Origin of the sequence: Pseudoalteromonas sp. CF6-2 (assembly GCF_021729425.1) — a bacterium.
Taxonomy (GTDB): Bacteria; Pseudomonadota; Gammaproteobacteria; order Enterobacterales; family Alteromonadaceae; genus Pseudoalteromonas; species Pseudoalteromonas arabiensis.
Genome location: NZ_CP091443.1, coordinates 334442 through 357623, shown reverse-complemented (window position 1 = coordinate 357623; position 23182 = coordinate 334442). Strand labels below are relative to the sequence as shown.

19 protein-coding genes and 1 pseudogene are annotated in these 23182 nt (G+C 40.1%); 12 read left to right on the top strand and 8 right to left on the bottom strand.

The window, feature by feature from the left end:
• Positions 1 to 29: 29 nt before the first annotated feature.
• Together L3Q70_RS18335 and L3Q70_RS18330 are read right to left on the bottom strand one after the other, a co-directional pair.
• On the bottom strand, positions 30 to 2441 hold the full coding sequence (locus L3Q70_RS18335; RefSeq protein WP_237115708.1) for a TonB-dependent receptor: 2412 nt from the start codon (positions 2439 to 2441) through the stop codon (positions 30 to 32).
• 195 nt (positions 2442 to 2636) lie between these two features.
• Positions 2637 to 3905, bottom strand: a complete 1269-nt coding sequence (locus L3Q70_RS18330; protein ID WP_237115666.1) for an amidohydrolase family protein — start codon at positions 3903 to 3905, stop codon at positions 2637 to 2639.
• A gap of 147 nt (positions 3906 to 4052) precedes the next feature.
• Between L3Q70_RS18330 and L3Q70_RS18325 the strand changes: the two genes are divergently transcribed.
• The 3 genes from L3Q70_RS18325 to L3Q70_RS18315 all read left to right on the top strand — a co-directional run bounded on the left by L3Q70_RS18325 (position 4053) and on the right by L3Q70_RS18315 (position 6989).
• Positions 4053 to 5876, top strand: a complete 1824-nt coding sequence (locus L3Q70_RS18325) for a DUF885 domain-containing protein (protein WP_237115665.1) — start codon at positions 4053 to 4055, stop codon at positions 5874 to 5876.
• A 79-nt stretch (positions 5877 to 5955) separates the two neighbouring features.
• A complete protein-coding gene (locus L3Q70_RS18320) occupies positions 5956 to 6453 on the top strand; it encodes a YcgN family cysteine cluster protein (RefSeq protein ID WP_237115664.1) in 498 nt (165 codons plus the stop codon).
• Positions 6453 to 6989, top strand: a complete 537-nt coding sequence (locus tag L3Q70_RS18315; RefSeq protein ID WP_237115663.1) for an RNA methyltransferase — start codon at positions 6453 to 6455, stop codon at positions 6987 to 6989. Before L3Q70_RS18320 ends, L3Q70_RS18315 begins: the two co-directional genes overlap by 1 nt.
• Before the next feature lie 30 nt (positions 6990 to 7019).
• On the opposite strand, the pseudogene L3Q70_RS18310 reads toward L3Q70_RS18315, so the two are convergent.
• The 3 genes and pseudogenes from L3Q70_RS18310 to L3Q70_RS18300 all read right to left on the bottom strand — a co-directional run bounded on the left by L3Q70_RS18310 (position 7020) and on the right by L3Q70_RS18300 (position 9491).
• Positions 7020 to 7290, bottom strand: a pseudogene (locus L3Q70_RS18310) (Txe/YoeB family addiction module toxin).
• On the bottom strand, positions 7283 to 7537 hold the full coding sequence (locus L3Q70_RS18305) for a type II toxin-antitoxin system prevent-host-death family antitoxin (RefSeq protein WP_237115662.1): 255 nt from the start codon (positions 7535 to 7537) through the stop codon (positions 7283 to 7285). The pseudogene L3Q70_RS18310 and the gene L3Q70_RS18305 overlap by 8 nt, the downstream one beginning before the upstream one ends.
• 217 nt (positions 7538 to 7754) lie before the next feature.
• On the bottom strand, positions 7755 to 9491 hold the full coding sequence (locus L3Q70_RS18300; protein ID WP_237115661.1) for a hypothetical protein: 1737 nt from the start codon (positions 9489 to 9491) through the stop codon (positions 7755 to 7757).
• Positions 9492 to 9696: 205 nt separating this feature from the next.
• Here L3Q70_RS18300 and L3Q70_RS18295 point away from each other — a divergent pair, with 205 nt between their 5' ends.
• Together L3Q70_RS18295 and L3Q70_RS18290 are read left to right on the top strand one after the other, a co-directional pair.
• On the top strand, positions 9697 to 11382 hold the full coding sequence (locus tag L3Q70_RS18295; protein WP_237115660.1) for a M1 family metallopeptidase: 1686 nt from the start codon (positions 9697 to 9699) through the stop codon (positions 11380 to 11382).
• 399 nt (positions 11383 to 11781) lie between these two features.
• Positions 11782 to 12381 (top strand): hypothetical protein, encoded by a 600-nt coding sequence (locus L3Q70_RS18290; RefSeq protein WP_237115659.1) that lies wholly within the window; start codon positions 11782 to 11784, stop codon positions 12379 to 12381.
• A 61-nt stretch (positions 12382 to 12442) separates the two neighbouring features.
• On the opposite strand, the gene L3Q70_RS18285 is transcribed toward L3Q70_RS18290, so the two are convergent.
• Together L3Q70_RS18285 and L3Q70_RS18280 are read right to left on the bottom strand one after the other, a co-directional pair.
• Positions 12443 to 13396 carry a carbohydrate kinase gene (locus L3Q70_RS18285; RefSeq protein ID WP_062568041.1) on the bottom strand — a complete coding sequence of 318 codons (954 nt, stop codon included), beginning with the start codon at positions 13394 to 13396 and terminating at the stop codon, positions 12443 to 12445.
• Positions 13393 to 14604, bottom strand: a complete 1212-nt coding sequence (locus L3Q70_RS18280) for an AGE family epimerase/isomerase (RefSeq protein ID WP_237115707.1) — start codon at positions 14602 to 14604, stop codon at positions 13393 to 13395. Before L3Q70_RS18280 ends, L3Q70_RS18285 begins: the two co-directional genes overlap by 4 nt.
• A 147-nt stretch (positions 14605 to 14751) precedes the next feature.
• Between L3Q70_RS18280 and L3Q70_RS18275 the strand changes: the two genes are divergently transcribed.
• The 4 genes from L3Q70_RS18275 to L3Q70_RS18260 all read left to right on the top strand — a co-directional run bounded on the left by L3Q70_RS18275 (position 14752) and on the right by L3Q70_RS18260 (position 19981).
• Positions 14752 to 16023, top strand: coding sequence for a sugar MFS transporter (locus L3Q70_RS18275; RefSeq protein ID WP_237115658.1), 1272 nt, complete (start codon positions 14752 to 14754; stop codon positions 16021 to 16023).
• A 345-nt stretch (positions 16024 to 16368) separates the two neighbouring features.
• Positions 16369 to 18258 carry a methyl-accepting chemotaxis protein gene (locus L3Q70_RS18270; protein ID WP_062568039.1) on the top strand — a complete coding sequence of 630 codons (1890 nt, stop codon included), beginning with the start codon at positions 16369 to 16371 and terminating at the stop codon, positions 18256 to 18258.
• 22 nt (positions 18259 to 18280) lie between these two features.
• On the top strand, positions 18281 to 19360 hold the full coding sequence (locus L3Q70_RS18265; RefSeq protein ID WP_237115657.1) for a GGDEF domain-containing protein: 1080 nt from the start codon (positions 18281 to 18283) through the stop codon (positions 19358 to 19360).
• The gene (locus L3Q70_RS18260; RefSeq protein ID WP_237115656.1) at positions 19361 to 19981 is read left to right on the top strand and encodes a DsbA family protein; all 621 of its coding nucleotides are present in this window, start codon (positions 19361 to 19363) and stop codon (positions 19979 to 19981) included.
• Between the two features lie 68 nt (positions 19982 to 20049).
• Here L3Q70_RS18260 and L3Q70_RS18255 read toward each other — a convergent pair whose 3' ends face one another.
• Positions 20050 to 20340 (bottom strand): hypothetical protein, encoded by a 291-nt coding sequence (locus L3Q70_RS18255; RefSeq protein WP_062568036.1) that lies wholly within the window; start codon positions 20338 to 20340, stop codon positions 20050 to 20052.
• Between the two features lie 370 nt (positions 20341 to 20710).
• Between L3Q70_RS18255 and L3Q70_RS18250 the strand changes: the two genes are divergently transcribed.
• From L3Q70_RS18250 to L3Q70_RS18240, 3 genes are all read left to right on the top strand, one after another.
• Positions 20711 to 21253 carry a DUF6795 domain-containing protein gene (locus L3Q70_RS18250; protein ID WP_062568035.1) on the top strand — a complete coding sequence of 181 codons (543 nt, stop codon included), beginning with the start codon at positions 20711 to 20713 and terminating at the stop codon, positions 21251 to 21253.
• A gap of 133 nt (positions 21254 to 21386) precedes the next feature.
• Complete coding sequence (locus tag L3Q70_RS18245) at positions 21387 to 22061, top strand: hypothetical protein (protein ID WP_062568034.1); 675 nt, start codon at positions 21387 to 21389, stop codon at positions 22059 to 22061.
• 367 nt (positions 22062 to 22428) lie between these two features.
• Positions 22429 to 23181: a DUF3450 domain-containing protein gene (locus L3Q70_RS18240; RefSeq protein WP_062568033.1), complete on the top strand. Its 753-nt coding sequence runs from the start codon at positions 22429 to 22431 to the stop codon at positions 23179 to 23181.
• Position 23182: the final 1 nt, after the last annotated feature.

The following is a 23182-nucleotide window of genomic DNA, read 5'->3' as shown; positions in this document are numbered from 1 at the left end:
AAGCCGCGCTTTTTGTTATCAATTCACAATTAAAGTGTGTAGCTAAAGGTTAATTTAGCATTACGCTCTTCGCCTGGCATACCGCCTAAGAACATTGCTTTTGAGTAATAAGTTTTGTTAAACAAGTTGTTTAGGTTTAACTGTAGTTTCCAATCATCTGTTTGGTATTGAATTGCGGCGTCGTACACCGTGTAGCTCGGTACGTAGCCATCAGGAATACCAAAAGAGTCAGCGTTTGTACTACGGTCATCAACATATTGTAAGCCTGCGCTAATTGTAAGTGGCTCGGCTAAATCAAACCATTTAGCGTCATAGCTTAACCAGCTGCTGGCTGTTACATAAGGCACACCTTTTTGACGGTCATCGAAGGTTGATGAGTTAGGATCTTTCTTATCGCGAGCGTCTTGATATACCGCGTTGATGTTAAGTTTCCACTGCTCGTTTAAATCGGCATTTAAATCAAGCTCAACACCTTTAGTTTGCTCTTCACCATCGTAAAAGTTCTTTGGCACTGAGGCATCAGATACACCATCCTCGTAACTAGGGTTAATATACTCAAGGTTTGTACGTGCACTATCAAATACCACTAGTGATGCCAGTAGTTGATCGTCAAAGGCTTTTACACGCATACCAATGTCGTTACTGACTGATTCGGCGTCATCGCGGTCAGCTTCGTTACCCGATACACTACCAAGTACGCTGTATGCTGTACGACCTTTAGAGTGATTTACAAAGAACGAAATATCATCGCTAAATTTGTAGGTTGCACCAAGGTTGTAGGTCATACCGCTGTCTGATGTATCTGCTTCTGGTGTTGGCTCGGCTGCACTGGCACGATAGCGCGCATCAACACCAAAGTGTTCGTAGCTTTGTTTAATACGGTTAAACGCAACGCCTACACGGGTTGTGAAAGTGTCGTGAATATAGGCAACATGTTGAATACCCACACCCCAAGCTTGAACTTTTTTGTTGTAATTGCTGGTTTTTAGCGGGTCGTAATCGTAAAAGCTGCCTTCGCCCCAGTTCGGGTTACGAATATCAAAAATGTAAGGTAATTGACCTTGGTAAATAACCTCACCATCTTTGTTTTTAATGATCTTGTCGGCATCGTAAATAGAGTATTGTTTAAAACGAATATCGCGGTCTTCGTAATTGGCGTTTACCAGTAGCTCGTTATCGATTCCGGCAAAACTAAAGTCATAACGCAAGTCAGCAAAGTATTGCCATGATTTTTCGTCAGCTTCTACTTGGCGGTATTCTTGGCGACGAGCGGCAAATGGGTAAAGTACGTCATCAACCACTAATGGAGCGCGCGGGTCGGCATTGATCACGCCTTTGCGGTTCCAATAAACGTAGTTATAAGCACCCGTTTGGCGGGCAAAGCTCGATTCGTAATTACGGTATTGTAGTTGCTGGTTTAAAAATAAATTATCAGTAATGAAGTAGTTATGGGTTAACTTAAAGCGTAGCTCTTCGCCTTCGTTATCATTTGCCATTGGCGAAATAATACCATTATGGCCAAAGGTATAAGGTGTTAGGCCATCATTTGCTGCCAGTGAGTCTGCTAATTGTTGACGTTGCTGATCGGTTAGTTGCAGGCCTTTTGCCGTTGCATCGTTAATTAAATCGGCAGCGGTTACTTCACCTGCGGTTTTACCATTTACTGAGTCGCTGTTAAAAATACGAATAGGGTGGCCAATTGAATCAACGGCAATGGCATCTTTGATATAAGCGGCAGAAATCATGATGTCTTGTTTGTCGCTTAGTACATATTTTAACGCGCCATAAATTTCGTCACGGTCGTCTTTTAAGTCGCGGTAGCCCTCGCTGCGAGCGGTTTTTGCGTTAACGCGATAAGCAAGGTTGTCGGTTAATGCCGCTGTGCTATCAAAGCCTAGTGAGTAGCTATCCCATTGACCAAGCTCTGCATTAACCGTGTGCTTTTCAGTAAATTGTGGTTTCTTTTCAATTAGGTTGATAACACCACCTGCGCTACCCATACCATATAAGCCTGTTGCAGGGCCTTTAAGTACTTCTACAGATTCAACATTGGTCATTGAGCGTGTAGGGTTAAAGGTGTTGCCTAGGCCTGCACCGCCGTACATGCCATCGTAGGTATAGTTAGCACCTAAACCGCGGATCACTAAGTTATCGCCAATACCGTAGTTGTTACCCGCTTGGGTTACACCACTGATGTTACGTACTAAGTCTTGTAGATTTGTAGCGCCTTGCGAGTTGATAAGCTCTTGATCAACAACCACAACTGGGGCTGGCGTTTCCATTAAGGTCATATTTGATTTAGTGGCAAGGCCAGATTCAAGTACCACACGATTTTGTTTGTCGTAAACGGTAATTCGTTCAACTGAGTCTAAATCGTTGGCGTTTGCATTGAATGCGCTTAAGCAGGCAAGGGCTAAAATTGAGTATTTATATGTCATTATTATGGGGAATTTGTCGAAAATTTTCGGCAATGATAATACGAGCTATTTTCATTTCAAGTTTTATTTATCTAAATTAGGTATTTTTTCGTTTTAATACAAAAAAGAGATGTTTCGTTAAAATTTATTTAACTTGTGAGCGGTGAATTGTTAAAAAAGGGGAGTGCTGGCTTCTAAATAAGAAGCCAGAAAATCAATTTATTTATAGACTTTGCCGTCTTTCATTACAAATTTTACATCTTCCAGTACGGCAATGTTTTCAAGCGGGTTGCCTTTAACCGCAATGATGTCGGCTAAGAAGCCGCTTTTGATTTGACCAAGTTGATCATCCACTTTTAGCAGTTTAGCGCTATTAATAGTCGCTGATTGTAATGCCTGCAGTGGCGTCATACCAAACTCAACCATACGCGAAAACTGTTTAGCGTTATCGCCATGTGGGTAAATTGCGGCATCGGTACCAAATACCATATTCACACCCGCTTTAACGGCACGGCTGAAACTATCACGCTGCTTTTTAGATACTTGGCGCTCTTTGTTGAGGTTTTCTTCTGCAACCCCGTTTTGTTCACCGAAGGCAAGCGTGTACTCAGTGTTATAAATATCCATTGAGAACCAAGTACCATGTTTTTTAGCAAGTTTAATGGCTTCGTCATCAACAAAACTAACGTGTTCAACACTGTCTACACCAGCAATGATTGCGGCTTTTATACCACTCGTACCATGTGCATGTGCCGCAGCAGTTAGGCCGCGTAGGTGTGCTTCGTTCACAATGGCGTTCATTTCATCTTGTGAATACTGCTGAATACCTACCTTAGTGCCTTTTGAGAAAACCCCACCTGTTGCGCAAAACTTAATCGCATTGGCACCATATTTAATGTTTTCGCGTACCTTAGCGCGCACAGCCCTCGGGCCATCAGCAACGCCTTCGGCGGTGTATTTCATTTCTGGTGGTAAACGGTTGTTGTCGCAGTGACCGCCAGTAACACCTAAAGACGGCCCTGCTGCCCAAATACGTGGGCCAACAATGTCGCCTGCATTAATACCATCACGTACAGCAATCACACTGTAGCCTTCTGCACCTAAGTTACGAAGAGAAGTGAATCCAGCGTATAAGGTTTTTTCTGCAAAGTGTGCCGCTTTAATCGCTTTACGTGGAATAGACTGGCCAATTCGTTCGCTGCGTGGCACAGTTGGATCGCTCGTTAAATGCACATGCATATCCATTAAACCTGGTACTAAAGTTAGTTCAGGCAACTGTATATGTTTATCACCCTCTTTTAGGCGTGGTTCTTTATTACTATCTACACTTGTTATTTGACCGTTTTCTATACTAATAAGTGGTGATTTAATCAGTTTTCCTGAATGAACATCAACCATTTCTTTTGCAGATATATAGGTTGCAGCATTTATATTCATTGATATAAAGCCCGTTAAGCCAAGGCTTATTGATAGCAGAGTCTTTTTCATTTTTATTCAAAGTTAGATAGTCGAATCGCAACTCTAGCAACCACTTTGCATAGTGTAAATAAACTGCGATAAATTGCAGGGATACTTGCTTATTAGCAAGCTAAAGCCGCATAATTTATCTGTAATCACTATCAGGGCAAGGAAAGAATGAAAAATATAAAATTAGCAATAATCAGTTCGGCAGTTCTATTTGCATTAGTTGGTTGTAACGAACCTGCTTCTAAAAATGAAAAGCCGACGACTGAAAACGCACAAACTACGACGCAAGCAGAAGCACCCGCAGCGCAACTCGACACACTATTAGCCGATTACTTTGAAGATGGTTTACAGTTTAACCCTATCGGCGGCACTTACATTGGTCGTAGCGAATATAACGACCAATTTATTGCACCTATCAATAAAGCAAACCGTGACGAGCAGCTTAATTTTGTTAAAGAATACAAAAACAAACTAGCAAATATCGACAAAGCGCAATTAACAGGTCAGTCATTATTAAGCTACGAAATTCTAGCCCGCGATTTAGACCTTGCGATTGAAGGCGCGCAGTTTCCAAGTTATTTAATGCCAATTAACCAAATGGGCGGGGCGCATAATACCTTTGCTGCGTTAGGCTCTGGGCAAAGCGCACAGCCTTTTAACACGGTTGAAGATTATCTAGCATTTGAAAAACGTGCCGATGGCTTTATTGCGTGGTTAGACAGTGTTGAGCAATCAATGCGCCAAGGCATGAAAGATAAAGTGGTTCTTCCTAAACCGCTTGCTGAAAAACTATTACCACAATTTCAAACTCATATTGTAGAAAAACCAGAAGAGTCATTATTCTGGGGGCCAATTGCTCAGTTGCCTGAGTCTTTCAGCGACGAACAAAAAGCACAGCTAACAAGCGCGTACACCGTGATGATCAGCGAGCGTCTAGTGCCTGCGTATCAAAAAATGGCTGACTTTTTAGCCAACGAATACATACCTAATGCTCGCGAAAGCATTGGTTATAGCGACCTACCAAATGGTAAAGCATGGTATGAGTATCAAATTAAGCAGCATACAACGCTGAGCCTAAACGCCGATGAAATTCATGACATTGGCTTAAGCGAAGTATCGCGTATTTTATCTGAAATGAAAAAAGTCAAAGAGACTGTGGGTTTCGAAGGCGATTTAAAAGCGTTTTTTGAGCACTTAAGAACTTCAGATGAGTTTTACTACGATACACCAGAAGAGCTAATTGCTGCGTATGAAGCAGTAAAAGAAAAAATCGACGCTAAGCTGCCGCAAATGTTCGATATTGCGCCAAAAGCGCCTTATATAGTAAAAGCAGTTGAAGACTTCCGCGCAGAATCTGCTGCGGGTGCATCTTACCAGTCGCCAGCACCAGATGGTTCACGCCCAGGTATTTTTTATATCAATACCTTTAATTTAAAAGCACAGCCTAAGTTTTTACTTGAAACCCTGTCTATTCACGAAGCGGCACCAGGCCATCATTTTCAAATTGCCTTGCAACAAGAAATAGAAGGATTACCGCTGTTTCGTAAGTTTGGTGGTTACACGGTATTTGCAGAAGGGTGGGCATTGTATGCAGAAAGCTTAGGGAAAGAACTTGGCTTATTTACCGACCCTTACATGTGGTACGGCCGTTTATCGGATGAGCAATTACGTGCAATGCGCTTAGTGCTTGATACTGGTTTTCATGCGAAAGGTTGGACACGTCAACAAGGTATTGATTACATGTTGGCTAACTCATCAATGGCCGAAAGTGACATTATCGCCGAAGTTGAGCGTTATATTGCATGGCCTGGCCAAGCGCTATCGTACAAGTTAGGTCAGTTCAAAATTCAAGAACTACGTGACTACGCGAGTAAAGAGCTAGGCGATAAGTTCGACATTAAAGCCTTCCATACGCAAGTGCTGATTGATGGCGCATTACCAATGCCTATTCTTGAAGAAAAAATTAAGCGTTGGGTTAACGAGCAAAAGTAATAGCTCAAACTCGCTAAACTTTGCGCGCATGCTGGCTTTACGCTAGAATGCGCGCTGTTTAGGGGCTTTGAGTAATACCATGTTAGAAGATCAATTTTGGCTTAAGCGCTCGCTTGAGAAAATGTCACAACCCGAATGGGAAGCCATTTGTGACGGCTGTGGTAAATGTTGTTTAAACACATTTATCGACAGTGAAGACGAAGATGAATTTACCGCAACGGATCAACTACGCGAGGGTGAAGAACTTATTTTCACTAATATCGTTTGCCAATACCTAGACAACGACACCTGTGGGTGTAGCGAATATGCTAACCGCCAAACCTTGGTGCCTTCATGTGTAAAGCTCACTAAAGAAAACCTCAAAGATATCTTTTTTATGCCGCAAAGCTGTAGCTACCGTCGCCTTTACGAAGGCCGTGGCCTTGCGTCTTGGCACCCATTACTGAACGGTGGCAGTAAAGATATGATGCATCAGCTAGGTATTTCTGTGCGTGACAAAACAGTGAAAGACTGTGATGTTGACCTAGATGACTTTGACCTATACGTGGCCGAGTGGCCAACCAGAGACATCGATTAATGAGCGCCTTTAAAGCCAGCATTGGCCTGTTAAACCCAAAAAGCCCAACGAATGTGGGTGGGGTGCTACGCGCCGCTGGGTGTTATAATGCCAAGCAAGTGTTTTTTACTGGTAGCCGCTATTTACGCGCCAATAAATACCACACAGATACCAAAAATGTGCTTGAGCATATTCCACTAACCCAAGTTGAAAGCCTAGAACAAGCCAAGCCTGAAGGTGCAACAACGGTGGTGATTGAGCTGGTTGAAGGTGCAACGCCACTGCCTGAATTTAAGCATCCTGAAAACGCATTCTATGTGTTTGGCCCTGAAGATGGCTCGGTCAGTAAGGACGTGCTGAAGTGGTGTGATGAAGTAGTGTATGTGCCAACAATAGGTTGTATGAACCTAGCCGCGACCTGCAATGTTGTGCTCTACGATCGACTTGCCAAACTCGGTGGCATCGAAAGCTCTAACGACACCATTTGCAATAGTCGAGACACTAACAACTCACTTAAATGGCAACCAAATCAATCTGAGAAAGCCGACACTGAGTAATCACTCATAATAGCTTTGTTAGCGCCAGATTTAATAGTGGTAACGACACGAAATTATCGTTATCGCTTGATCATCGATTATGTAGACAAGTCTGTTGGTGTCATCAATACGACGAGACCAAAAACCAGATAAGTTCTCTTATAAGGGCTCTGGTTTTCCTATGCCCTCAAATGGTGAGCGCTTAACATCATTAATGAGTTTGTTGATGCGCTTGAGTGTTTTCTTGTCTTGAGTATTGCCAATATAGGTAGTCATCCCATGCGTCATCAGTCCACGACAGTAATCGTTGACTATCATTCATCAATTAACTCTCGTGCTGTTGTTTTACCAGCACGGTACTGTGCAATCGAACGGATTAGATGTTCAGCGTTTTTAGGTGAACGTAATAAGTGAACTGTTTCCATGAGGCTATTGTAGTAATCCAAAGACATAACCACGGCATCTTCAGAGTCACGGCGGGTAATAACTGTTGTATCAGCATCATTAACTACACCATCCAAAACAGCTTTGAGACCATTTTTAGCTTCAGTAAAAGATACGATTCTCATAATAACCTCAACATGTACATTTAATGGAACAAGTATAGTCTTTAGTTATCTACATATACAGTGAGTTAAACATGAAGTGTTAATCAAGAAACAACTGATTTACCATCATTAGCGAGCTGCATTAATACACTTTTAAATGAAATGGGGCTTATAGTACTGAAAGAGAGTGTAAAAAAAGAGCGCTAAATTGCGCTCTTTGTGTATTTAATTCAATTAATCACTCTTTTGTGATTTGTACACTGCTTTCCATGTTAATACCGTTATCAGTGATGTCGGTGGAAAAATAAACACTAACAGGTTGATGACGTAGTGAATCAAGTTCAGCCATTTCCTCATCACTTAATTGACCGGTTGCTGCAACGCTATCTAGCAAAGGTAAAAGAATTTTTTGAACGTCAAATGCCATATTAACAAAGCCATTTTTAGTGACACTTTGCGACTCTAGAGTATCGGCAACCTGTGCTGACTTATCACCAGTGAAAATCACGATATGATTGCCCTTTAGCGCCATTTTAATATCAAAGTCAAGTGGCACTGGTGAGGGAATGTATTCGTTGATCAGCACCACATCACCATTGGCAGGCAGTTTTATATTAGCAAGTGGTGGGACAAAACCTTGCGCAATCGAATACAAACCATGGGCATCGGTAGCTGATAGGGTAACGATAGCATCAAGCTTATCAATTTGTGGCCCTTGGTAGTCATCAATAGTAAATGCAGCATCCTGAACGCTCACACTCATGCCTTGTACGCCATTTGCAAAGCCTGACATCATGGCAAGCCCTGCAGTGCTCACATCTTGCATTTCATTTTGTAGTGCGACAATTGGGCCACAGTTAAACTCAGCTGACTTAATTGCACCCGTGAGTGTATTGGCAAGCGGCATTACTTTTGCGACATCAACACCATAGGCAACACTTAAAACTTGACCGTCAAGTTGTGTAGTGTGTTTTGGCACGAAGCCACGTATTGCTTGTAGAGTATTTAGTAAGTCTTGATCTGTACTTTGTAGAACAGCTTTTACATCAAAGTTGGCGTAATCAGTAGTGATACGTGTTTTTGTCGTCCCCGACACAGTTGCAGGCCATTTAGCGGCAATGCTGGCGATGTCATCTTGGCATTCAGGGGTTGAAATAGCCGCTAATGCATTACCTTGCTGGGCTTTATTAAGTAACTCTTTTAGCATTTGATGTAAGCGAGAGTTTTCTTTACCAGTAAGGGCGTTAGCAATCCGTTGATGATCAACATAGCCTACAGAATTTCCATCCAATGAAAAAGTATTGATAAGCGTTGCCAGTTGATCGGTATCTGCTAATGATTTAACAGGCTTTTCAACCCCTAAAGCAATTCGTAAGTCTTGCTCGTTTGTTAAAGGACTACTCAAAGTGAGTGTTACCCAATTATCTGTTGCAGATGCAATCAGATGAATATCATCGATACCATCTAAAGTGAGTGCAAATTGTGTGTAAGTGACACCTTGTGAAGACTCATCAGAGTAGGCAATACCCGCTTCATCAGCAGACTCTTTAATGCTATTTAAAAGTGCAGTTTGCTCACCCACTTTAATACGAAATATCGGCATTAATCCTTGGCTGTAAAATAATCCCATAGATTCATCGCTGAATCCCCATGTAGACTTGAACGTGTCATATGACGTTAACGATGTTTGGTACTTTTCTAAAAGCGCGGCAATAAAGAGGGCATTTGGATCGCCACTTGTTCTTAGCTGAGTAACAACGGGCGTTAAATCGTTGCCGCCTTTCATTGCACTCGGCATAAGCTCAAAGTATTTTGCATACGGAAATGGTTTTAATTGACCGTAAAAAATTGGCGTGTCGGCAGGGACGTGCTGAAGTTGCGACAACTCTACATTAACGCTTGTATTACTTTGTGAATAGAGGAACGCGCCAGCGACAATAGCGACTGCGCCTCCTGCAAGAAGTTTGCTATTCATAGCATAAATTCCTTTTTAATAATTAGATACGCTGAAAAACATACCACGATTATCTTTAAAAGTCCTAGGCTTAGATACTCTACATATCCAGAGCATCACCTCTATCTGTTTTTAATATAGGTCTGAATTTCATCGCAAATTTTAGTAATAAATAATTGCTCATGCCATTTTAAATTGATAAAAATAACGATAAGGAAAAAGTATTTTGCAAGTAAATCAATTTGTTAAAGTAGCCACTACTTTCGTAGCATCGGCTGTGCTAGCCGCGTGTAGTTCAAAACCTATTGCATTAGATCCTGTTATTGGTGATACAGGGCAAGCTTTATCGGCGATTGCACTTAAAAGTGATGTTAAACACTACGATTTGGCACTTGAGGTATTTCCTGATAACAAACGTATTAAAGGTATTGCTACAACAGACTTTAAACTGCTAGCAGCCACTCAATTTGTAGAATTAAAATTGGATAGTCGCTTCACAATTAATGAGGTGAGCTCAAAAGGCGAGGCTCTTAAATATGAGCGAGATGGCGGTGTAATTCGTGTTGATTTAGGTGAGCAACAAGAAAAAGACAGTGTGGTTAGTGTTGCTGTAGCCTATCAAGGGTTTCCTCATATAGCTAAAAATGCCCCTTGGGATGGCGGGTTCGTATTTTCAAAAACAGAGCAAGGTGAACCTTGGATAGCAACCGCTGTGCAAGGAGAAGGTTGCGACTTATTCTGGCCATGTAAAGACCATTTTGCAGACAAAGCAGACAGTATGCGCATTCGTCTAACAGTACCGCAAGGGCTGAGTGCGGTGACTAATGGCGTATTACAAGAAGTGAAGCCTGTTGGGGGCAATAAACAACAGTTTGATTGGTTGTTATCGGTGCCTGCCAGTGATTATAACATTGCACTTAATATTGGCCCTTACACGCGTATTCAAACGGATTATACCAGTGTGAATGGCGCGACTGTACCTATCGAATTCTGGTCTCTCAAAAAAAATGAGCAAAAAGCACGAGAGCTTATCGAAAATGATTTACGCCAGCAGGTTACGTTTTTTGAAAAGATGCTTGGTCCATACCCATGGGGCGGTGAAAAGTTAGGTTTTGTTGAGACGCCACACTTAGGCATGGAACACCAAACAGTCAACGCGTATGGTAAAAAATACAAGCGTGATCCAAATGGTTATGATTGGTTACTGCAACATGAGCTGGCTCATGAATGGTTTGGCAACTTAATGACCCATGAAAAGCTCAATGATGCATGGCTGCATGAGGGGTTTGGTTTTTACATGCAACCCAGTTACAGCTTATATAAATTTGGTGACGCAGCGTATAAACACAGCATGTACTCAGCTTACCTTGGGCTGAAAAACTGTGAACCAGTGGTACTTGATGGACAAATTACATCAGACCAAGCGTTTAACTCCGATATATATGGCAAAGGTGGTTGGACATTACACACTCTTCGCTGGCTTGTGGGTGAAGACGTATTTTGGCAAGCAACACGAGAGCTTCTTTATGGTGTGAATAACACAGCGTCATTAACATACCCAATTGCACCTCGTTATCGTAATACAAACGAGTTTATTGCCATAATTAATCGTTTAACCAAAAAAGACTATCAATGGTTTTTTAATATGTATCTTAAGCAGGCTGAATTACCTGAATTAACAGAAACATATAACGGCGATACGTTAACATTGAGCTGGCAACATCCACAAATTGCAGCTGAACGTTTCCCAATGCCAGTTCCTATTTCGACAAATGGCATAGAGAAAATATACCAAATGGATAAAGGAGAGCTGCGTATCACATTAAAAGAAGCTGATCATGTCGTGATTGATCCAAACATGAAAGTACTACGCTACCTACCTATCATTGATAAATGTAAAAACGATGATTAATTAACTTTAAAGGGTATTAAATAAATTAATACCCTTTTTCTTTACGGTATTCGTTTTATTTTCACCCCTAAAATAAATACCAATGCTTACATTTTTAGGCTGAAATGATAAGTAATTACTGTAATCAGTGTTCCGTAGGTAGCTTATAGAAGCTAAGTTTCAATACAATATGATGTTTATAAATACCATTAAGAAAAGCTTTCTTAATGAAAGCCTATCCTACTGAAAAGGTTACACTAAGAGCTTTTATCGTATAATTTTATAACTATCTTTTTTAATTGGTGTTAGTGTATTAAATAAGATTTTTTAGATTACTCATTATAAAAGTAATAACAGACTTAAAATTTACATCAATACATCATATATTGTGAAAACTTTATTTTGAGTTAGCTGGGGGATATGAAAATTAAATTAGTCATTGTATTTCTGGGGATAGTACTCTCATGTATCTATTTTATGGGGCAAACAAATGAAGTCACTAAGTTAAAGGAAAATAAAAAAGATGAAAACTCAGTTTTAGTTGAACATAAAGATGTAGCTGCTAAAAGTAAAAAACTCACAAACATAAATAATGATGTCAAGCTAGAATCAACTAATATGAAAACGACAACGCTGTTGGATAGCAAGACCACTGAAAAAAGAGAGCAACCAGTCATTACCAGCAGTGATATTGTTATAGATAAAAGCCCTAAGAACATTGAGAAAGTCCCTTTTGACGAGCAAGAGGTGAACTATGAATGGGCTGATGAAATGACATTTAAATTGAACGACCTTTTCTCTTCAAATGAGCAACTAGCCAAATTAGACCTTATAAATGTAGAGTGTAGAGAAACACTTTGCCACTTAGATTTGACGGCAGAGCAAGACTCAGAATCAATTGAGCAAGCGATTCTGATTGCAGAGCAATTGCGTTCTGATGCTGCATGGCAGGATTATGTTTTTTATTATGTTGGCCAATCTGAAGAAAGTACAATGACAGTAGAAATAGGTGTTAAATAATTAGCTAAAGGTTATGTTTTGAACACGGTATTAAGTAATTAATACCGTGCATTATACTAGGTTAGATTAAATCTTGAGCACTTGGCAATGACGCAAATGCGCCATAGCGACTGACTGCAAAAGCACCTGCTTTAGCTGCGTAAGCAATCGTCTCTTCGATATTGCTTTGGGTTTGACAGTATTCTTTAAAACTCTGTTTATTGGGGCAATACTGGCCAATTTTAGCCAGCATACCACCAATAAATGCATCGCCTGCGGCTGTGGTATCAACAACCTTGGTGGCTGGTGGAGTGACTTCACCTGTAAAATCAGCATGGTAATATCGAATAGCTTCGCCACCATTGGTCACCAACAAACAGCTAACCCCAGCTTTTAAAATGGTTTTAATAGTGTGCTCGAATGGTTGGTCTTTGTGACTGCGGTTATTTAAAAATTCCAGTTCTTCATGTGAAAGTTTCACAATATCTGAGAGCGATATGACATGCCAAATACGATCAAGTGTATGACGCATGCTTGGCCATAAATTCTCACGTAGGTTCATATCAAAGCTACAAATAGCACCCGCTTTTTTGGCTTGTGTTAGGCCATAAATAGTTGTTTGATAGATGTTATGTTCCGTTAAGCTATTGCTGCATACATGCATGATGGCGTGTTCAGAAAACATGCTATGTTCAAAATCATCAACCCGATAGAGCAAGTCTGCGGCAGGGGGCCTGTAGAAACTAAACGAGCGTTCACCGCTTTCATCTAATGAAACAAATGCAAGGGCTGTTTTTGCTGCATCGGTAAATTGGCAATACTGGGTATTTACGCCATGTTGGGTCAGTTCATCTTTTATAAAATGGCCGAACATGTCATCGCCTAACATACCACAAAAGCTTGTTTTTAAACCGAGTTTAGCAGCAGCCACCGACACGTTTGCAGGGGCACCACCGGCGTATTTGGTAAATGACTCAGGCTGTTTGCCATCTGATAGAAAGTCAATTAATGCTTCGCCAAAACACACTAAACTCATTTTGCATTCCTCAATCTAATCGTTCTTAAAACTTCGTAACAGGCACCCATTGTATGATAGTCGGTTTTACCTGCGGGGGATTTTTCATCGCTATAAGGTCGGTTATCGACAGATAAAATTCGATACCAAGCACCGTACTTATGGTCGACCATATGTTGCCAGCTGTACTGCCAAATCTTTTCGTACCATTGCCAATAGGTTTCATCATTTGTGGCATCAGCGAGTAGGGCTGCTGCGGCTAACGACTCGGCTTGCACCCAAAAATATTTATCGCTATCACAAATTTGTTTATCTGGAGAAAAACCATAAAATATACCACCATACTGATTATCCCATGCAACAGTAAGTGTTTTATCAAACAAACTTTTAGCACGTTCAACGAGCCAAGGCTCATCAATGTGGCGATTTAAAATCAGTAACAGTTTAGCCCATTCAGTTTGATGACCTGGCTGAAATCCCCACGGCCTAAATAAGTGTTTAGGATCATTCTTGTTATAATCAAGATCGAGTTGCCAGTCGTGAGAATAATGCTCCCAAATAAATTGTCGGCTATGTCCAGCCAGTTTAACTGTAAAGGTTTCTGCAAGTAGCTTGGCTCGTGCTAAATAGCGGGTGTTATTCGTTGCTTCAAAACACATCAAAAAAGCTTCGCATAAATGCATATTGGCGTTTTGACCACGGTAGCTATCTGCTTGACTCAAGTCACCTGTTCGCTCGTCTAAATACGCGTTGTGATGTTGTTCAAAGTAATGTTTTTCGAGTAAATCCCAAACTCGCGATATTGTTTGCTCACATTCAGATATTCCTGCCTTTAGAGCAACTGCATTAGCAAGTAACACAAATGCAAGTCCATAACAGTGGTTAGTATCATCTAAAATAGTGATGCAACCGGCATCGTCTTGTTCTAACAGCCATGCGTAGCCACCCGAGAGTTGTTTATGAACATTTTCAAGATGATCTAGACCATGTTTTGTCAGTGTTAGGTAGTCTGGGTTTTTAAACTCGATATAAGCCATTGCATAGTTGAACACAAAGCGAGTACTAGATACTAAATGGCGAGTGTGTTTGTTATAAACCTCACCATCATTTTTAAAATACTGGTAAAAGCCACCCGCACCGTTTGAAGCGTGATCAACACAATGAGGATGATAAAAAGCAAGCGTATCTTTTATGTGCTGTTGTAAAAAAGGCAGCGATTTGAAGTTCACGGTTTGCACATCTTCTCCAGCTAAATATTTAAGATAATACAATCATAGCAGGAAATTTAATAATTGGAACGTTCCTATTAAATCCTTGTGCTATTTTTACATCAATGTGTAGAATCGAACGCAACTTGTTAACGGAGTGAAAACCACGTGAGTGAAATTAATACAAACCAATCGTTTGTCGCCGATGGCTCGCAGCAAAATAAAAACTATCTGCTACCACTGACGGCAATGACAACCCTGTTCTTTTTATGGGGCTTTATCACAGTTCTAAATGATGTGTTGATCCCACGCTTAAAAGGGGTGTTCGACTTAACTTATACAGAAGCGATGCTGGTTCAGTTTTGCTTTTTTGGTGCTTATTTTATTGTGTCATTACCTGCGGGTATGTTGGTGAAAAAGCTTGGTTATAAAAATGGCGTACTAACAGGCCTTGTGGTGGCCTCAATTGGCTGTATGTTATTTTACCCAGCAGTCGTTGTGCATGAGTACTGGTTATTTTTAGGTGCATTATTTGTGTTAGCCTCGGGTATTACGGTATTACAAGTATCAGCTAACCCTTATGTTGTTGCGCTAGGTCCAGAAAAAACCGCGTCATCACGTCTAAATTTAGCACAAGCGCTTAACTCATTAGGTACCACTGTTGGCCCTTATGTAGGGGGGATTTTATTCTTCGGTACAGCGGGCACATTAGCTGCGAATGCTGCAACAGCTGAGTCTGTAAAAGTCCCATATCTGATGTTAGCTGCAGCGCTTTTAACAATTGCAGTAGTATTTGCATTTTTTAAATTACCAGTGATTTCTGAGCATTCAGAAGAGCAAGACTGCAAAGCAAAAAATCACAGCCTTAAAGAAGCGCCACATTTAATAATGGGTGTTGTGGGGATTTTTTGTTATGTGGGTGCTGAGGTATCAATTGGTAGCTTCTTAGTTAACTATTTTGGTGAAGCACACATTGCAGGCCTTGAAGAGCATGCAGCGGCAAGCTTGATTGCTTACTACTGGGGCGGTGCAATGGTAGGTCGCTTTATTGGCTCTGCGGCACTACAAAAAGTGGCCCCTTCAAAAGCATTATTTTTTAATGCAATGATGGTAATTGTATTATTGCTCGTGACTATTTTCACTGAAGGTAATGTGGCGCTTTATTCTGTACTGGCAATTGGTTTATTTAACTCAATTATGTTCCCAACAATCTTCTCAGTTGCAATCGAAAGCTTGGGTTCACTGACGAGTAAAGGCTCGGGCTGGTTATGTTTAGCCATCGTTGGTGGTGCACTTGTACCATTAGTACAGGGTGTTGTTGCCGACACTGTGAGTATTCAACAGAGCTTCTTCGTTCCTGTAGTCTGCTACGCATTTATTGCTTGGTATGGACTAAACGTGGTTCGCTTAGCTGATAGCTGGAAAAAGCGTATTGCATAATCACTTTTAATGATGGAATACCCCGCGCAATGTTGCGGGGTTTTTTGTGCCTAATGAATACTTAATAAGTAAATTTACATTATATAACTGCTTAATGAATACGTATTCAAGATGCAAATGTTGCGTTGCCAGTAGGAACGTTCCAACTGTTAATTTGAGCATATTTCATTTATTAACTTTAGTAGCAAAGCTGCCTGCCGTTAACAAAGTAATTGATTTATATAGAAAGCGTTTACTTTAAATTGGGACGTTTTTACTGTTTTAGCCTAAATTTATAAGACAAAGTGGTTTTAATTTGTTAAAAATAAATAGCTAACAACGAAAAAAATAACAAACAGGTTTGTCATGCAAAGCACTCTTAAATTTACCACCAAGGTAACTGTGGCTGCATCACTGGTTTTAGTGATAGTGCTCGGTTTATTTACCATTAACAATTTCATCTCTATGCGTAGCCAAACGCAGGAGCAGCTTTCGCTCGTTCTTCAAGAGATTTCTCAATCGGTATCGCAAAATATAGCAAATTGGCTAAACGCGAAGCTGGCTATTGTTTCATCTGTTGCCGAAACTTATCAGTTAGGAGATAGTAAAAGCCTAACACTGACACAGCTAAACACAGCGGATAAAGCAGGCGATTTTAAAAACACCTACATTGGTATTACCGATGGTACCTTTGTTTTGAATGACCAATCAGTTGTATTACCACCTGATTACGATGCCACGACTCGTCCGTGGTACAAGCTTGTTGAAAACAAAACAAACACCGCGTTTACTGCCCCTTATATTGATGTAACCACTAACGAGCTAACTATTTCTGCTGTTGCCCCTATGCAAGCCAATGGTGTTTTTAGTGGGGTTGCAGGTGCCGATATCGATATGAAAACTATTACAAAGATCGTTAACGAAATTGACTTTTTAGGGTTTGGTTATGGCTTTTTACTCGACAGTGAAGGGCGCATATTAAGCCACCCAGACACAAAATTTAACGATAAGAACATGCGCGATTTATTTGGTAAAAGTCTGTCTTTACAATCTGAGTTTGTTGAAGTGCAAGTTGGTGGTTTAGAAAAACTCGTGTCGTTCACTAAAATTAAAGGAATTCAAAACGTTGACTGGTATTTAGGCGTGGTGATCAACGAAGAAATTGCTTACTCATCGGTGGCCTCATTTAGAAACATGGCGGCCATTTATATGTTAATCGGTATCGCCGCCATTGTGCTAATGATGCAGTTCTTACTTCGTTATTTAATGCGCCCAATGCAGCGTTTAAACGATGCCATTAAAGACATTGCTCAAGGTGAAGGGGACTTGACCCGCCGCCTCGAAGTTGAAAACAACGATGAGTTTGGTGAACTAAGTCACTACTTTAATGCTTTTATTGAAAAAATTCATGGCTCTATCGAGCAAGTTAAAAACACCACGGTAGAGTTAGAGCGCCTAGTAGAAAGCTTGGTTAACCAAACTCAAGGCACATTAGCTATGTACGCAGACCAAACTAAACGTACTGATAACGTGGCAACCGCAATTAACGAGCTTACTTCAAGTGCGGTGGAAATATCCAACAGTGCAAGTCATGCATCAACACTTGCTACACGTGCTAATAACCAATCGCTTCAAAGTCAGGCTGCACTGGCAGATAACCTTGCTGCGATAAATGCACTTTCACGCAATATGGAACAAGCACAAAAAACAATCAACAGCCTAGATGCGCATACCGTAAGTATTGGTCAGATCCTTGAAGTGATTAAAGGGGTGAGTGAGCAAACTAATTTACTGGCACTTAATGCTGCGATTGAAGCTGCCAGAGCCGGTGAAGCAGGGCGAGGCTTTGCCGTTGTAGCAGATGAAGTGCGTCAGTTAGCACATCGTACGCAACAATCGACGCAAGAAATTGAAGAGATGATTTCGCAGCTTCAGCAGGGTTCAGCCTCGGCAGTAGAAGTAATGACTGCGAGTATAAAAGACAGTGAAAAAAGTGTGGCACAAGCCAATGTTGCGGGCGAAAAAATGTCTGAAGTCACCCATGCTATAGAGTCAATAGATGAAGTAAATCACAGTGTTGCTAACGCTACGACTGAACAAAATCATGTTATACAAACCCTCGATAGCGATATTCACTCAATTAGTGAGTTGTCTAACCAAGGTGAAAATAACTTAAATAACACCTTGAATGAGTGCACGAAACTTAAAGCACAGTTTTATGAGCTAGAAAAGCTCGTTTTAACCTTTAAAGTTTAATTAACAACGGAATTATACTGTATTGGATCAAAATTGGCTTGCAGCTGTAACCACAAAAACCGTTGACACGGCGGATAAGCAACGCCGTGCCTTTACCTTGTTTACAATGGCATTTTTTGCACTTGTATTGATTACATCATTAGTCATTTCTAATTTCCATATTTATGAAATGCCACTAACTGTGATGTTAATTGTTAGTGATATAACAATCGTACTTTGTTTGCTGTATTATTTTAAAACAGGCAACTTAATGACAATTGCCAGTATTATTATGTCGATCGTTTTACTTTTGTGTATTTCTCTTATCTACACTGGAGGTAAAGAGAATACAGCCCTTTATTGGGTTATGTTTTACCCTGTGGTTTCTTATGTCACATTGGGGCTGATGTTTGGCAGTGCATTATTGGCGGTGATGTATATCAGTACTTTACTGATGTTATTTGGCCCCAACTTTGGGCAAGTGCAGTATGGCGATGTTGAAGTTTCTCGTTTTTTGGCCTCATTTACACTGGTTATTTTATTTTCTGCGATAAGTGAATACTTTAGAAAAAAGAGCCATCAAAAAATTGCAGACATTACATTGATAGAGAAGCGAGATGCATTAACAGACCCACTTACAGGCCTTGCCAATCGACGTTATATTTATGAACACATTCAGCCAAGGCTTGATACAGAAGCTAACAGTTATTTACCTATGTCTGTGTTATTAATCGACTTAGACAACTTTAAAGTGCTCAATGACACCTATGGTCATGACTTTGGCGACCAGGTTTTAATTGCCTTTACTTCCATGCTTCACGATAAATTACGTGGCACAGATATAAAAGCACGCTATGGCGGTGAAGAATTTATGATTCTATTACCAAAAGCAAGTTTGAAAACAGCCCATGGTGTTGCTGAAAAGCTACGTGCATACGTATCGAATAAGCAAATAGCTTATGATGTTGGCCAGTCTATTTCTATTACTTGCAGTATTGGTATTGCAAGCCTTGAACATGGTAATCAATTTAGTAAAGCCATAAAGCAAGCTGATGATAATTTGTATAGAGCCAAAGCAAAAGGGCGTAATGTGGTCGTGTCTGATTTTCATGAGGTGAGCTAAATGGCAAAGCTGATTTATGTATATGACCCTATGTGTAGTTGGTGCTGGGGTTATAGAGAAAGCTGGTTAAAACTTAGAGAAGCCCTTGGCGATAAACTCGCTATTGAATATAAAGTGGGTGGCCTTGCGCCTGATTCTGATGAACCAATGCCTAAAGACATGCAGCAATTTTTACGGCAAACATGGCAACGTATAGAGCAGCAGCTTGGCACTAAGTTTAATCATGACTTTTGGTTGAATACTCAACCACGCCGCTCAACTTACTCTGCATGCCGTGCTGTGCTTGTTGCAAGGCAATACAACAAAGAGCTTGAGATGCTCTACGCAATTCAAAAAGTCTACTACCTAAATGCACAAAACCCATCTGATATAAGCACGCTTGCCAATCTTGCCGAGCAAATTGGTTTAGCAAAAAAGACCTTTATTACAGAAATTCAAAGTGAAAAAATAAATTCTTTACTAATGAATGAAATAAACGAGGTTAGGAGTTTGCCTATCCAAGGTTTTCCTTCTTTAGTTATTGAAGATAAAGGAACTTACCATGCAGTGCCTGTTAATTATCAAGACTGGCAAAGCACTTACCAGCAGGTTATGCAATTAGTGTCAGTGCCATCAAATTAAAGAAGAATAACGGTCAATCTGAATAAAAATATGCCATAAGGCATGCCAATAAAAAATTGAGCTAAATGTTATAAATAAAACATAATAAAGCTTAAACCAAATCTGCAAGTTTGGGGGGCATTTTCTCTTTTCTCCATTACTTTATAGCGTCTTGCATACCAGTCGAATAGAAAGATAGAACCGTAGTGCAATGCGCCGCTACCTGCAGTTATGATATTTAATGAGTAAAAAAGATTACCATCATCTATTAGCTGTGTTTTCTTATCTTTTATAGCTATTAGCATTGGTAATATTATAAGAAAGAAAAGGCCAGCAGACGTAAGAAATAGAGTCAAAAACCATGCTTTAATAGGTTCCATTATTTTTCAACAACCTAATATATTAACTCGCCTGTAACTATACCACACCACAAAAGAATGCTCCTTCAAAAGGTAAACCAAAAATTACACTACATTATTGTATAACCTCCAAGATAGCCTAGCCCAGTACCTCCTAAAACAGCACCTCTAGCTTTGCCTGTCTCAACATATTTAGCCTTAGTACAGGCTTACTAATTTCATTCTGTGTAATTTTAGTGCAACATAATCTATTACATCACTCTAAAATTGATTGCATATTTTCACCTAGACTATAGAATGCTGGCAATATTGACATGGAATGTTGATATTCTGCGTACAACACTTTTTTACGCAATACCTCGTAATTCCATTTATAAATTAAGAGGTTCAAATGTCACTCATCGATAAACTCCAATCCCTTAGTACAATAATTCAGCCTCTTTTAGATAAGTTTGGCACATATAAAGTGCATTTGTGCCCAGAGGTTACAGGCCGCTTAACAAATAATGGTGAACCTTTGGCCAACGTAAAAATTGAGCGTGGTTTATATTTTTGTGACGGAAAAACAAGAAAAGATGCGACTTACACAGACGCTCATGGAAACTTTAATTTTCATGAATGGATAATACGCTCTGATCAACCAGGTATTCCTTTCGTCGATATGAGAACTGCTCAACAGATTAAATTTTTTTATAAGAAGCAGGAATATTTATTATGGGCTGCAACCCTATACAGCTTACACCCTATGCACGAATACTCGCAAAAATTAAAGGAATTAAACGGAGATATTAACAATAAAGAAGTCTTTTTTAAGTTTGATAATCCAGAGCAACCAAACTTATTGCTTGCAGGTTCATCAATTTGTAGGTGGGAACAAGACTTCACTATAATTGACCCACAGCAAATTATTGATGAAGCTAATAATTTAAACTAAAAATTCAACATTTTATTACGGAAGATAAATATGATTTCATTGCAACCAACACAAGCAGCGCATTTTGCCAACATTGCCTATGCAACTCTTGAGCAGGGTGGATAAAAACTTCTGCTAGCTACCTAAAGTACCTGTGAAACTGTATACTTTTGGTGCACCTCGAGTTAGGCTATTAAGTTTTGCAAGTCATACTGAGCAAGCGTTACAAGGTGTATATCGCTGTGTTCACGCAGGTGATCCCGTACCTATGGTACCTGTTTGGCCTTTTGTGCACACCACGGACGAATATATTTTAAATTCGGCACAGAATATCTCTCCTGGTGCACATAGCATGACTAACCCGACCCCTGGATATTTAAATACGGCATCAAAATACAAAAGCTATGCTGATATTCAAAAAGGGTTTGAGTTACGTCACCAAGAAGCTATTCGCCTTGATTTTGAAAAACGTCACCAAGCTCACTTTTCTGTTCGCTGGGCTAAAAAGATAGGCGCCGCGCTGCTCGACTTTTTAAATAAAAAAGGTGTATTACATTCGATACAAGCAAGTGTAACGGGCTTACTCACTATTTATGATGCTATTGCGACCTATTTAGCAAATGAGATAGAAACAACTCAGGCCTATGCAGCCGAAGTAAAAGGGATAGTGGGTCATATGTATGTATTCTGTGGCCTGCCCGCAGGAAAGTTTATAGATTTTAGTTATCGTGGTATTCGCTTGATTTTTAAGAAGATGCTTATGAAACTTTCTCAATTAGCTAAATTTTCAATAGAAATGGCTAGTCATACAGCTCCTCTACTTGTATAAACTTATCATATGCCAGCAGTTACTAATGCTGGCATATTTAAAACAAGTTCTATTAACAAAAGAAATAACTTTATGAAAAATATTCGTTGGTCGCGATCTATAGTCGATTAACCTAACTTCAGGTCAAGCAGAAATTTGTTACCTTTTTCTCAATCCTAAAATAATAACTTCATAGTTTAAACAGAATAACTCTTAAACTTCATACCAATATCGCTTCCTTTTCAGCCTAATATAAACTAATTGTTACAGCTGTCATATTTTTGTATTTTTTGCGCAACATGCTTGTCATTTTTCATCGTTATCCTTTCGCACATTAAAACAAACCCACTAGCAAATTAAGCTAACTTAACGAGTAAAGGTGTATGCGATGAAAGGCGTTAAACCACTGATTTTAGCAGGTATTGTAGCGGCATCTGCAACAGTATATGCAAACGATCTAGATAAAGTAATTGATAAAAGCAGCGAAATAAACAACTCTGCAGCGCAATCACAAACTAAAATCGACAAGATTGCAGATTCAATGCAAGGTCGTTTACAACAATTTAAAGCCCTTAATAAAGAAATTGATGGCTTAACTGTTTATAACGCGCAGCTAACTAAGCAATTAAATAACCAAATTGCTGAAATGGACGCGTTAAACGAGTCAATGGATCAGGTGTCGGTTATTGAGCGTCAAATTACGCCGTTAATGATGCGCATGATCACAGGTCTTGAGCAATTTGTTGCTCTCGACGTGCCTTTCTTAACTGAAGAGCGTAGCAAGCGTATTGCATCATTAAAAGAAATGATGGACCGCGCAGACATCACTTCAAGTGAAAAATTCCGCCGCTTACTTGAAGCTTACCAAGTAGAAGTCGATTACGGCCGCACTATCGAAGCGTACACATCATTACTTAATGTAGATGGCCAAGAGCGCGAAGTAGATTTCTTACGCATCGGTCGTTTAGAACTTATTTATTTAACACGCGACGGCAAAAAAGCAGGCAGCTGGGATACACAAACTAAATCATTTGTTGAATTACCAGATTCTGCAATCAGCCAAATCAATAAAGGTTTACGCATTGCACGTAAGCAACTTGCCCCAGATATGTTAACACTGCCAGTCCACGCTGCTGAATAAG